The 13,089-nt window shown below is 54.9% G+C and carries 10 protein-coding genes; 1 reads left to right on the plus strand and 9 read right to left on the minus strand.

Annotated features, from left to right (window positions below):
- Positions 1-83: 83 nt before the first annotated feature.
- From Mag101_RS08485 to Mag101_RS08505, 5 genes are all read right to left on the minus strand, one after another.
- Positions 84-1,091: a hydrolase gene (locus Mag101_RS08485; protein WP_077403476.1), complete on the minus strand. Its 1,008-nt coding sequence runs from the start codon at positions 1,089-1,091 to the stop codon at positions 84-86.
- 89 nt (positions 1,092-1,180) lie between these two features.
- On the minus strand, positions 1,181-1,678 hold the full coding sequence (locus Mag101_RS08490; protein WP_232325183.1) for a DUF411 domain-containing protein: 498 nt from the start codon (positions 1,676-1,678) through the stop codon (positions 1,181-1,183).
- Position 1,679: 1 nt separating this feature from the next.
- On the minus strand, positions 1,680-2,633 hold the full coding sequence (gene egtD, locus Mag101_RS08495) for an L-histidine N(alpha)-methyltransferase (RefSeq protein WP_077403481.1): 954 nt from the start codon (positions 2,631-2,633) through the stop codon (positions 1,680-1,682).
- A complete protein-coding gene (egtB, locus tag Mag101_RS08500; RefSeq protein ID WP_077408170.1) occupies positions 2,630-4,042 on the minus strand; it encodes an ergothioneine biosynthesis protein EgtB in 1,413 nt (470 codons plus the stop codon). The genes egtD and egtB overlap by 4 nt, the downstream gene beginning before the upstream one ends.
- 180 nt (positions 4,043-4,222) lie before the next feature.
- Positions 4,223-6,796: a TonB-dependent receptor gene (locus Mag101_RS08505; protein WP_232325184.1), complete on the minus strand. Its 2,574-nt coding sequence runs from the start codon at positions 6,794-6,796 to the stop codon at positions 4,223-4,225.
- Positions 6,797-7,137: 341 nt separating this feature from the next.
- Here Mag101_RS08505 and Mag101_RS08510 point away from each other — a divergent pair, with 341 nt between their 5' ends.
- Entirely contained in the window at positions 7,138-9,495 is a 2,358-nt protein-coding gene (locus tag Mag101_RS08510) for a penicillin acylase family protein (RefSeq protein WP_232325185.1), read from the plus strand.
- A gap of 68 nt (positions 9,496-9,563) precedes the next feature.
- Here Mag101_RS08510 and Mag101_RS08515 read toward each other — a convergent pair whose 3' ends face one another.
- The 4 genes from Mag101_RS08515 to crcB all read right to left on the minus strand — a co-directional run bounded on the left by Mag101_RS08515 (position 9,564) and on the right by crcB (position 13,007).
- Positions 9,564-9,827: a hypothetical protein gene (locus Mag101_RS08515; protein ID WP_077403487.1), complete on the minus strand. Its 264-nt coding sequence runs from the start codon at positions 9,825-9,827 to the stop codon at positions 9,564-9,566.
- A 114-nt stretch (positions 9,828-9,941) separates the two neighbouring features.
- The gene (cysG, locus tag Mag101_RS08520; RefSeq protein ID WP_077403490.1) at positions 9,942-11,321 is read right to left on the minus strand and encodes a siroheme synthase CysG; all 1,380 of its coding nucleotides are present in this window, start codon (positions 11,319-11,321) and stop codon (positions 9,942-9,944) included.
- Positions 11,322-11,339: 18 nt separating this feature from the next.
- Complete coding sequence (serS, locus tag Mag101_RS08525) at positions 11,340-12,614, minus strand: serine--tRNA ligase (RefSeq protein WP_077403493.1); 1,275 nt, start codon at positions 12,612-12,614, stop codon at positions 11,340-11,342.
- A gap of 18 nt (positions 12,615-12,632) precedes the next feature.
- Positions 12,633-13,007 (minus strand): fluoride efflux transporter CrcB, encoded by a 375-nt coding sequence (gene crcB, locus Mag101_RS08530; RefSeq protein WP_077403496.1) that lies wholly within the window; start codon positions 13,005-13,007, stop codon positions 12,633-12,635.
- Positions 13,008-13,089 lie beyond the last annotated feature (82 nt).

Here is a 13,089-nt window from a genome sequence, read left to right on the forward strand (position 1 = left end):
TAGATTAGCGCGCCGAGGAAAATTACTGCGTTAGTTCAACGAAAAATCGCCATTTAGCGCGCGCCAAATAGCGAAATTGAATATCAAGCTGTGAGTTGCGCACGCAAGAACGCAGGGATGGCCTCTTCAAGCCAGTAACGTGGCTGCCACAAACTTCCACTGATAAAGCCCACGTGCCCTCCCCGTTTGCTAATCCCGAGAGTGACAGAGCCGCTCACGTCGGCAGAAGTCGGAATCGCTTTTGGCGATACAAAGGGGTCATCCTCCGCGTGTACGAGATAGGTCGGGCGCGCGATATTAATTAAATGAGGCCGACTGGAGGCTCGGTCATAGTAGTCGTCGACATCCCTGAATCCGTGCAGGGGCGCGGTAAAGTGATCGTCAAAATAGCGAAAATTGCTGAATGCGCGCGGTGCATCGAGCTGCGGCATTGCTTGCGCGATCGCCGGGTCTTGCGCCTTGCGCTTAAGGCTTTTCTTCAGGCTGTCGAGCAAGTGCTTTTGGTAAACCCGGGAGAAACCGGTATTCACGCGCCTGCTCGATAGGTGCAGGTCCAGAGGTGCTGACACGGATACCGCGGCTGTAAGCGGGCTCTTCTCGCCATCTTCGCCCAACCATTTCAGCAACACATTCCCACCCAGTGAATAGCCTACAGCCATCAGGGGTGTGTTTGGGTAGTGTTCTGCCAGCTTACTAGCCAGCCAGCGTGGATCTTCGCTATCCCCACTGTGATAGGCGCGCGGTAATAGGTTCGGGATACCACCGCACCCACGGAAGTGCATCACGGCTACCTGAAAACCAGCAGAAAGCAGTGCGGGCATCAGCCCCTGAATGTACGATGATTCCACCGAGCCTTCCAGACCATGGAGTACCAGAACGATCGGTTGTGTGGGGTCATCTGTTAAGCGCGCAGGTGTATGCAGACCGATGCGGTCGCCGTCCGGCGTAGGGAACCATTGGCGCTGGGTCCGAATCCAGGGCTTGGGGCGGTGAAAGACCGGGAAGATTGTTTGTAGATGGCAGTTTGCCAGCCCGGTTGCAGGCTTAAATGGCTGTGCTGTTGGGTGGTCTGTGTTGGAGGCGGTATTCAAAATGCGTGCAGCCCTGATGCGTTTTTGCGTAAGGGCTGCAAGCCTATCGGCTGGCGCGAATAGAATCCAGCCTGAGCAACCGGCTAGGGTTAACTAGCTTCCGGCGCAGTGACTTTTTCATAAAAGCGATATTCGCCGTTTGGCAATATTGCGTAGACGACGTAGGGCTCAAAGTCCTTCCCGCGATACATTCCGGGGCTGCCTTTGGGCATTCCTGGTACGGCAAGACCAATGCTGCCTTTTGGCGGGTTGGCGAGAAATTGACGAATCAGCCGTGCGGGGACATGACCTTCAAATACGTATTGATTGTTCCAGACTCCCGTATGACAACCCTGCATTGTTGCGGGTACGCCCCACCGCTGCTTCACGCTTGCCGTATCCAGGCCATTTTCACTGGCTACAGAAAACGCATTGTTTTCCAGATGGACAATCCAGTCATTACAGCACAGGCAGAACGGCGACTTATAGACAGTAATACTGTTGGCATCGTCCTGTGGGGCCTGACCTTCTGGTGTACTAGCCGTATTGCTGCAACCAGCGAGTAGCAGCGTGATGAGTGCAAATGGAAGGAGCTTGTGGGGAATCACTTTATTCAATCTCGGCATAGAAAATGGCGTAATGTTGTTTGTTATCGGTCCAGTGCTGCCGCGGTGTAAAACCGGCGCTGTTTAGCAGGGCCTCTAACCCAGAGAGGGTATATTTATGGCTGTTTTCCGTGTGGATCGTTTCACCCTCATCGAATCGGAATGTGTGGCCGCAAATGTCCACACTTTGCTCTTCAAGGCTGACTAAATGCATTTCTACCCGTTGGCGTCGGCTGTGATAAAAGGCGCGGTGCGCGAAGCTATCAACGTTGAAAGATCCATCCAATTCACGATTGATGCGGTGAAGGAGATTTTTGTTAAATGCTTCGGTTACGTGCTCGCTATCGTGGTAGGCGCGCTCAAGCACAATGGAGTCTTTTACCAGGTCCGCGCCCAGTAACAGCCCGTCCCCCGGGCGCAGACGCGCGGCAAACAGATCGAGTAGTTCCGAGGCAGAGTCTGGTGTGAAGTTGCCAATCGTTGAGCCCGGGAAGAACACTACTTTGCGCTCAGAGGTATCTGGTAAATGCTGCCAGATAAATGCACTGGTGAAGTCACCGACGGCCGGCACAACGTCCAAGCCCGGCAGCTTATGCTGAATTCGCTCTCGCGCCGCCAGTAAAATTTCAGGCGAAATATCCATCGGCATATAGCTGCTGGGCGCATCCATTTGCTGCAGGAGCGGCTCTGCTTTCTCGCAGTTACCCGCCCCCGGCTCAATCAGCACTACATTCTCCCCAAGTCTTACCGCGATATCTTCGAGTTGCTCTGCAAAGATCTGAGCTTCGGTGCGTGTTAAATAGTAGTCATCAAGATCGCAGATCTGTTCAAAGATGCGGGACCCCGCCTTATCGTAAAGATACTTACAGGGTAGCGTTTTCTGCGTTGCAGATAGACCACTCAGCACATCTTGCTCGAATGCTTCTACTGCAGCGATTTGCTGTGCTGCCATGTTCATAGGTCATCTCCAGCTAAACGGATACCGGTAAACTGCCAGGCTTGGTGAGGGTAAAAGAAGTTTCGGTAGCTGATGCGAATATGGCTGCGCGGTGTTACGCAGGAACCCCCACGCAATACCATCTGATTGCACATAAATTTACCGTTGTACTCCCCTACCGCGTCTGCACTGGCTCTAAATCCTGGATAAGGCTGATATGCGCTACTGGTCCATTGCCAGACGTTGCCGAGCAGTTGGGGACCATCGACTGTAGAACTGCCTGGTGCGTTTAGTTCATCATGTTCGGCTTGTGGATGAAGATGACCGGAATCCAACATGTTGCCACGCCCTGCCGCACCGCTTTTTTGACAGTGTAACCATGCGGCAATTTCCCACTCGAACTCGGTAGGCAGGCGGAAACCGGCCCATGTGGCGAAGGCATCGGCCTCATAGAAGTTCACGTGGCAGACAGGTGCGTCCGGGTTGATGGGCTGTAAACCAGACAGCGTGAATTCATACCAAGCTCCTTCGACCTTACGCCAATACAGTGGAGCTCTCATGCCGCTCTGGTTCACATACGCCCAACCGTCAGACAGCCAAAGGCGAGACTGCTCGTAGCCGCCCTCATTTATAAACGTCAGATACTCAGCGTTGGTGACGAGACGTGAAGCGATACGAAATGCGGGCTGATAGCGTTGATGGGCCGGCCCTTCGTTATCGAATGAAAAGGCTTTGCCATCGCTGCCAAGGGTGTAGGTATCCTCCGGCACCCTCAACCAGGTGAGCTCTGCAAGATCGTCACGATCTTGTTGAGGCATTTGCTTAAGTTGCTCGCCATCCCCCTGCGTATAAGGTGGGGCCATGGGATTAATGGATAAGCCGTGCTTGATATCGGTAAGAAGCAGTTCCTGATGTTGCTGCTCATGATTGAGGCCAAGAACGAGTAGATTCGCGAGGTCGCCGTCGACCTGCTCCTCGGTCAGCCAGCGTTCTATTTCTGTGTCGATGTGTTGGCGGTAGGAAATGACTTGCTCGAGCGATGGCCTGGAAAGAAGTCCTCGTTGCGGGCGAGCGAAAGGCGTTCCGAGAGCGTTGTAGTAGGAGTTGAACAGGTGGTGAAAATCAGGGTGGAAGCAGTCGTAGTCCGGGCAATGTGGCTGCAGAATGAACGTTTCAAAAAACCAGCTGGTGTGTGCCAAATGCCATTTGCCAGGGCTTGCATCTGGCATCGATTGAATCTGGAGGTCCTCTGCAGATAGTGGCTCCACGATACGTTCGGTCTGTTGCCGGACACTCTGATATTTGATCAGTAGCGCACTGCGCTCGTCCAAACTCAGAGTGCGGGTCTCATCTGAGCACCAGTAGAGTATCGATTGCTTACCGGCTGTGTATTCGTTTACTGCTGGGTCCAACTCTGAAATCAGGTTCATTCCTTGTCCCGAGAACGGCATCGAGTGCTTTGATCATACAAGCATTTATGTCGATTCCCATGGCAGAGGCCTGTTTCATGAAGAGTCACGCGCCACTAATTGCGGCACAAAAAAAAGGGCCGGCATTGCCGACCCTCTCCTTAGGCGCTAGGCGCCCTGTGACACAACTTACTGATGTGCTTAGAAGCGCACAGTGAAGTCGGCACCGTACATACGAGGCATGTAGCGCCAGCCCGGGCTTGCGCCGATGGCTGCACCGGTGCCGCCGTAGCCGCCAGCGATCTCTTCGTCAGTGACGTTCTGTACCCACAGGGCAGCAGAGTACTGATCAGAGGCGCTGTTCCAGCCAGCACGCAGGTTCATCAGCTGGTAGTCCGGAATCACACGAGCCGGATCGCTGATGGAACCAACACGTTCGTCGGTCCAGTTGTAGTCACCACGGATGGACACGTCGCCACCGGCAGCCAGTTCCCAAGTGTATTCAGCCATGATGTTGAACTTGTTCTCAGGAGTGCCTACACGAGGCTGGCCAACACGCGAGTTTTCCTCTTCGGTTTCACCGATGGATTCGATGATCTGGTAGCGAGTGTACTCGGTATCCAGGTAAGAGTAGTTACCGGCGATGAACAGGTTGTCGGTTGCAGCCCACTGAACTTCGAACTCAGCGCCCTGGCCTTCCGCATCTGCGTTACGCAGGTAGTAGTTCGGGATCGGCGCACCAACGAGGTCCAGCTGCTGCAAGTTCTTGTAGTCGTAGGCGAATACAGAAGCGTTGAAGCGTACGGAGTTGTCGAACAGGCTGCTCTTCAGGCCGATTTCCAGGTTGGTTACGCCTTCCTGGTCGAAGGACGGGTCGATGCCCGGCGCCGCGCTGAAGCTGTTGAAACCGCCCGCCTTGAAGCCGTCGGCCAAGGAGACGAAGGTCATTACATCGTCGTTCCAGCGGTAATCCAGAACGATACGGCCAGACAAGTCGCTCCAGGAATCGCTCAGTTCCTGATTCAGGTTCTGGATACCGTTGTTGTTAAACGCAATGCCAAACGGAATTGCTGCAACCTGGCCCGGCGGCAGAGTGATGGACATACCCAGCGGCTGGCCGTCAGGACCCATCAGAGCTACGTCGCCGCCAACGAATGCGATCGGCAGAGTGTTCTGGTAGTTACTAACGATGGAGAAATCTTTCTCATCAGCGGTGTAACGCGCACCGACGGTCAGATCCATCTTATCGGTCAGGCTCCAGGTCGCGTCACCGTAGATCGCGGCAGAGCGATAGTCGCCTTCGTTAAATACGGATTCGTTCCACGGAGTATCCGCCATTACCCATGGGTTAATACCAGCCATCAGCTGACCGATCATCTGATCGCGGTTCAGCATGCTCGCGGTAATGGTAGGAGGAACACCCAGCGCGCCCAGCAGTGCGTCAGCCTGGCCAGACTGCACCATCAGGTCATAGATGAAAGTTGATACCGCAGCACCTTCCAGACCACCAGCAATCATCTGCTGACGAGTCAGGTAGGCAGCATCTTCAAGCTGAGTGGTGGTCGCGTCCGAACCGGCGTAAGCGGCTTTCACACCCTCGTATACCGCGAAGGATTCCAGGGAACCGGCGGTGAAGTAAGCGTCGGTGGTGTGCTCCAGCTCTTCGCGAGAGTAAGAAGCGCCCAGAGTCCACTTCAGGGTGTCGGAAGCGCCGTTCAGACGGAATTCCTGAGAGAACTGAGTCTGATCGTCAAAGTTCGCGGAACCGAACATGTAGTCAGGGTTGGCGGTACCGTCCTCATCCTGCTGCAGGTGGGCTTCGAAGCCACGGTATGCAGTGATAGAGGTGAAGGTGAAGTTTTCGAAATCGTGCACGATGGACAGCGAAGTGCCCCAGGAATCACGATCTTCGATGGTCGCGGTATCCAGCGCGTAATCACCGAATACGTCGGTGCCACCGTCAGCCGCCTGCAGAGACGGTACGATGGAGCTACGCAGAGCGCTGCCCTGATCCATGATGCCGTATTCGGCGCGCCACAGAACTTCGGTGTCCGGAGTCGGTTCCCACAGCAGGGATGCGCGGTAAGTCTGGGTGTCGATGTTACCCACTTCGAAATCGTTCGCCAGGTTGTCAGCGAAGGAATCACGACGGTTGGTGGACGCGGTAAAGCGGCCATACAGGTTGTCGCTCAGCTGCTTGTTCAGCAGCAGGTCGCTGGAAACACGGCCGTAGTTACCTGCTGTCATGTTCAGTTCAGCAGTATCTTCGGCCTGAGGCTTGGTAGAAATAATGTGGATGGCACCACCGGTAGCGTTACGGCCGAACAGAGTGCCCTGCGGGCCCTTCAGTACTTCGACACGCTCGATGTCTGCCAGCGGGATTTCAGCACCAGCGCCACGGCCGGTGTAAACACCGTCTACGTAAACCGCTACTGCAGGGTCGGAACCTACGGTGAAGTCACCGGTTTCGATACCACGTACGCTGTAGGTCGGCTGCAGCGGGGTATCGTTGTTCATCTCTACGCCCGGGGTGAATTTACCCAGGTCGGTCAGATTCTTGACACCCATGGCTTTCATGCTGTCACCGGTGAATGCGGAGATAGCAATAGGCACGTCTTGCAGGTTCTCTGCACGTTTCTGGGCGGTTACAACTACTTCTTCGATTTCGGCGGCGTAGGCAGCGCTACTCAGAGCCGTGGTAACGGCAATCGCAGCTGAAAGCGTCGAAAGAGTAAAGGAACGGTTTTTTCCGGACTGGTCGGCGTCGTACATCATCGCGTCCTCGCGTTTTAGTTATTGGTAAAGCGTGATGGAAAATGGTTGTTATTGATAGTTATGTTGGGCCATCTTACGTGGACCTCGGTCCCAATAAAAGCTTGTGATGACCTTTTTCTTGTGACCGGTCAGTTTTTCGGCACAAAAATGTGAACTAGTGCGCCAATCTGGCGCATAACTCTTTAAAATAACCTTTCTTGTGACCGGACTTACAACGCTGGTACTGTAAATTCACTCTACAGACCTCATGAGAGCTAGCCCTCTGTGACTGGTACGGTTTTACCATATATGTCCGCATGTCCCAAAATAACAATTTTAAAAATTCCCCGAGAGATCCTGAGATGATTCAGTCAACCCCCTGGCCCAAACGCCTGGTCCGCGGCGTAATCACCCTCGTTGCACTAATCCTTCTAATTGTCCTTGCAACCTGGCTCTGGTTGCGCCAAAGCTTGCCGATATTAGAAGGGACCCTACAGACCGGTGCTCTCTCGGCCCCGGTGACTATTGAGCGAGATGCTCAGGGCATCCCGTTTATCCAGGCGGAATCTCGCACAGACTCCGCATTTGCGCTTGGATTCCTGCACGCGCAAGAACGCTTTTTTCAAATGGACCTACTGCGCCGCAACTCTGCCGGCGAACTGTCCGAGCTGGTTGGTGATGCGGCGTTAGACCACGATAAAGAAATTCGCCTTCATCAGTTCCGCGCACGCGCCGAGCGTAATGTTGCGGCAATGCCGGTGGAACAAAAGGAAATACTCGCTCAATACACCGCGGGTGTGAATGCTGGATTGACCCAATTGAGTGCTGCGCCCTGGGAGTATGCGCTGCTGCAGAAAAAACCGCGTGAATGGTCGCCAGCAGATAGCTTGCTGGCAATTTTTAGTATGTACATGACGCTACAGAGCCATACCGGGAAATTTGAATTACGTAATAACGCGCTTGCCGAATTGTTACCGGCTGACTTATATCGCTTTTTTGTGCCCGAGGGTGGCCTCTGGGATGCCCCTCTGATTGGCGATGCGCGCCCTCCCATCGCACTTCCGGAGACTCATATAGCGGCACTTGTTGATGATGGTGAGCCTCTGGCGTACTCGGCCATGGAAAGTGAAGACATGATCTTCGGCAGCAACAACTGGGTCGTCGGTGGTGCGCTGACCGAGCACGGTGCGGCCATCGTTGCTGATGATATGCATCTGGCAATCACGGTACCAAATATCTGGTATCGCGCCGGTTGGAATATTCCAGGAACCGAGTTTGAAATGCGCGGTGCCACGCTGCCCGGCGGCCCGATTTTGGTGGCCGGAAGTAATGGCAAAGTAGCCTGGGGCTTTACCAACACCACCGCCGACTGGGGCGACCTAATTCCACTGGAATTGTCCAAAGATAAAGGTCAGTACCGGACACCCGAAGGCTGGAAAGACTTCATTGTTGAGAATGAGGTGATCGCCGTTAAAGGCAAGCACGATGAAGTACTCAAGGTACGGAAAACCATTTGGGGGCCGGTAATTGGTGAAGACCATAATGGCAACCTTCTCGCCTATCGCTGGGTGGCGCACGACGTGCGCGGAGCCAATATGAATTTATTGAAAATGGAGTCGATTGGCACCACTCGCGGGGCTGTGGATATTGCGCCGGAGCTTGGTATTCCGCATCAGAATTTTGTCCTCGGTGATAGCGAAGGCAACATTGGTTGGACCGTCGCCGGTCCTATTCCCCGCCGCGTCGGCCTGGATGGTAGCCGTTCTGTGAGCTGGGCAGATGGCGCCGCCTACTGGGACGGTTATCTGTCATTAGAAGAGCATCCCAACGTATACAACCCCCCTTCCCATCGTATTTGGACCGCGAACGCGCGCACCATGGATGGCGAATTTCTCCGTGTGATGGGAGACGGCGGTTATGCACTGGGTGCGCGCCAGCAGCAAATCCGCGACGATCTTTTCGCCCAAGACAAATTTAATGAACAGGATCTGTTGCATATTCAGCTGGATGATCGCGCAATCTTCCTGACTCGCTGGCAGGAGCAGCTAGTGTCGCTATTGGCATCTGAAGCCGACTATGGGGAAGTACTTGAATATGTCGAAAACTGGGGTGCCCGGGCAAGTGCCGACTCGGTGGGTTATCGCATTGTACGCAACTTTCGTCTGCGCTTTATCGACCTGACAACGGCACCGGTGCTGACGTATATGCGGCGCTTCGATGATGGTTTCGAGTTCAATCGTGTAAACCGGCAGATGGAATATCCAGCGTGGGAAATGCTTTCTGTTGAGCCGGCGCATCTGCTGAACCCCGAGTACGAAAGCTGGCGCTCCCTGAAGCTCGCCGCACTGGATTCGGTACTGGACGAAATGGCCGAAGGCGGGTTGCCACTCTCGGAGCAAACTTGGGGCGTACAAAACACCGCAAAAATTCGCCACCCATTGGCGCGCGCCGTGCCCGCCGTAAACTGGTTTACCGCTATGCCGGAAGATCCGCTGCCCGGAGACTCGCATATGCCCCGCTTCCAGTCTGCGACTAATGGTGCGTCAGAGCGACTCGTGGTTGCGCCTGGTCGCGAAGAACACGGTATTTTCCATATGGCCACGGGTCAGAGTGCGCACCCACTGTCACCCTTTTTCGGCAATGGCCATCGGGATTGGGTGGAAGGAAAGCCATCGAGCTTTACGGAAAAAGCCGCTGCCTACACCCTGACATTGAAGTAACGGTATCGACAAAAACCCCGGAGGTGTTATGCACCCCGGGGTTTTTTATTGCCCGCTATTCGGCTTCATTATGCGGTCTCGTCGAGAATTGCGAACGAGAGAAATGAGGTGAACAAGACCAGCCCAAGGACAAACGGCAGCAGTGGAAAACAGATCATCAGTAATGATGCGGCAATCCAGATGTTCTTCACCCAGTTGCGCTTGATCTGATAAGAACGGGAATAGCGCCGCAAATGACTGTCGCTTTCGTCAGGCAGGGCGATCTCACTCTCCCGAGGAAAAAAGCTTCGCACCAGAAGGGTGCAGTAAAAACGCAGCAGCATCCACAACATAGAACCACCATTGGCAAACGTCTCTCTGAGTATAGATAGGCGTTTGTTGGTGGGTGGTGGAGTGGATGCCTCGCTTGCTGTTATTCCTATAGGGTTGTTGCTGGCGCCGGTCTGTTACTGGTACCAGCCGAGGCTTTCCCGCAAAGTGACAACGCCGCCGATAATGGTAAGTGCCGGCGCCCCTACTTCGTGCTCCACTGCGAGTTGCGGCAGTGTGCCAATGGTGCCGACAATGACGCGCTGGTCTCTGGTGGTGCCCTTTTCTACCAGTGCTGCAGGTGTATCAGCATCCATACCGTGGGCGATGAGCTTCTCGGAAATAGTTGGCAGCCCGGTCAGGCCCATATAGAAGACCAGGGTCTGGTTCTTGGCGATCAGTTCATCCCAAGGGAGTACCAGATCGCCCTGCTTCAAATGACCAGTAATAAATCGTACAGACTGAGCGTGATCCCGGTGCGTCAGCGGAATTCCGGAATAGGCAGAACAGCCAATGGCCGCGGTGATACCCGGCACAACCTGGAACGGCACCTGGGCTTCTGCGAGCTTGTCGATTTCTTCGCCGCCGCGCCCGAACACGAAGGGATCCCCGCCCTTGAGGCGCAGGACCTTTTTACCCTCTTTTGCGAGGTCGACAAGAAGCTGGTTAATGTCGTCTTGAGGAACGGAGTGGAACTGCTTCATTTTGCCCACGTAGATGCGCTCGGCATCCCGTCGCACCAATTCCAGTACTTCGGTAGAAACCAGTCGATCGTAAAGCACGACATCCGCCTGCTGCATCAAACGCAAGGCGCGGAATGTGAGCAGGTCTGGATCGCCAGGACCGCCGCCAACCAGATATACCTCGCCGCTGGGCGCGGGTTTCGCCTTCCACTGCTGTAGCTCTGCGAGGATTGTCTGTTCTGCTTCAGCCTTGTGGCCGCGCTCGATCTGTCCGACCACTGGCCCGTTAAATACCCAGTGCCAAAAGTCTTTGCGCTGTGGTTCAGGCAGCGCTGCTTTCACCTTGTCACGCAGGCGGCCGGCGAGCTCGGCAATGAGTCCGAGACCTGGCGACAGCAGTGTTTCGATTTGTGCGCGCAGCATACGCGTAAGAACGGGTGCGGAACCACCGCTGGAAATACCGATTGCCAGTGGGCCGCGCTCGACAATAGAGGGGAAGGTAAAGGTGCAGTGCTCGGGTGAGTCCACCACATTCACCGGCAGGCGACGCGCGCGGGCATCAACCGATACCTGCGCGTTCACAGCTTCATCGGCAGTGGCTGCGACCACCATTTCAGCGTGGTCGAGCAGTTCCTCGCGGTATGTACCGACAATGTACTCACCACTACTGGCCATCACCAGTTGGCGCAGCTCGTCGGTGATATCGGGAGCCACCACGAGCAGGCGTGCCTCCGCTTTACTGAGTAGCCGCGCTTTGCGCGTGGCGATGGTGCCGCCCCCAACAATGAGACAGGGGCGGTTTTTCAAATCAAAAGCGAGAGGCAGGTAACGCAAGGTCTTAATCCATACTGCTTAGCCGATCTTGGTTGCGCCCCGCATGTATGGGCGCAGTACTTCTGGCACCTCGATACTACCATCGGCCTGTTGGTAGTTTTCCAGTACCGCGATCAGCGTGCGGCCTACTGCCAACCCGGAGCCATTCAGGGTGTGCAGCAATTCTGGCTTGCCCGTTTCCGGGTTACGCCAGCGTGCCTTCATACGCCGGGCCTGGAAGTCACCCATCAGGGAGCAGGAAGAAATTTCCCGGTACTTGTCCTGAGATGGAATCCAAACTTCCAGGTCATAGGTTTTGGTTGCACCAAAGCCCATATCGCCACCACACAGCACCACTTTGCGGTATGGCAGATTCAGTTTCTGCAGAACTGCTTCTGCATGACTGGTGAGCTGTTCGAGCGTGTCCATGGACTGATCTGGGCGAGCGAAACAAACCAGCTCTACTTTTTCGAACTGGTGCTGCCTGATCATGCCGCGGGTATCACGCCCGTGGGAGCCGGCTTCGGAGCGAAAGCAGTTGGTGTGGCTGACGTACTTATGTGGCAATTGATCGGCATCGACGATCTCATCGCGGTACAGGTTGGTCAGCGGTACTTCTGCGGTTGGGATGAGGTAGAAGCTACGCTCGTCCTCCAGTTTGAACAGGTCTTCCGCAAACTTGGGCAGCTGGGAAGTTCCGTACAGGGAATCGCTATTTACTATCACCGGCACATTGGCTTCTGTATAGCCGTGCTCTTCTACGTGTAGATCAAGCATGAACTGTGCCAAGGCGCGATGCAGCTTTGCTACTTCGCCGCTCATTACTGCAAAGCGTGAGCCTGTGATCTTACTGGCTACCTCGAAGTCCAGGCCGCCGAGATTGCTGCCCAGGTCTACGTGATCGCGTACGTCGAAATCAAATGCGCGCGGTTCGCCCCACTTGGCCACTTCGACGTTGTCATCTTCGTCTTTACCTTCTGGTACAGACGCGTCCGGCAGATTGGGAATGGCCAGCAAGATGTCGTCGAGCTCATTTTGCAGCTCGCTCAGTGCGTGCTTGGCTTCGGTCAACTGTCCACCCAGGGACTCAACTTCCTTCAGCAACGGTGCGATATCTTCACCGGCCGCTTTGGCGCGGCCAATATTTTTGGATTTGCTGTTGCGCTCGTTCTGCAGGGACTCGGTGCGCACCTGCAATTCTTTGCGCTGTTCTTCCAGTTGTTCGAGCTTGGCTGTATCCAATTGCACGCCGCGCTTCGCCAGCGCCGCAGCCACGTCGTCGAGTTGGGTACGAATCAGTTTTGGGTCGAGCATGATAATTTGATTACCGCGTTACAGATATTTCATTCCCAGCGTGATCGCCGCTGCGGTTGCAGCGAGGCACACCAGAAGGCTGACCACGATGTAGGCCAGCGCCGTTAAAGGCTGGCCATTGTGCCACAACAGCACAGTTTCCAGCGAGAAGGTCGAAAAGGTTGTGAGGGCGCCAAATAGTCCCGTCATGATAAGTAGCCGCCACTCGTGTCCAAGCATGCCGCGCTCAATGATCAAAACATAGGCAATGCCAATCAGCAGGGAGCCCACCACATTCACAATCAGCGTGCCGAGTGGGAAGCGATGCTCGAAGACCGGGAAGGCCCAAACGCCCACGAGGTGGCGCAATATGGCGCCCACCGCTCCTCCCAGAGCAATTGCTATCCACTGCATGGTTTTGAGTCCTTGTTGCTGAGCTGTCCCGGTACACGACACGTCGGCGTACCAGGTTGGTACGGCTTCGATAGTATTGGTG

The sequence above is a fragment of the Microbulbifer agarilyticus genome, assembly GCF_001999945.1.
Taxonomy (GTDB): Bacteria; Pseudomonadota; Gammaproteobacteria; order Pseudomonadales; family Cellvibrionaceae; genus Microbulbifer; species Microbulbifer agarilyticus_A.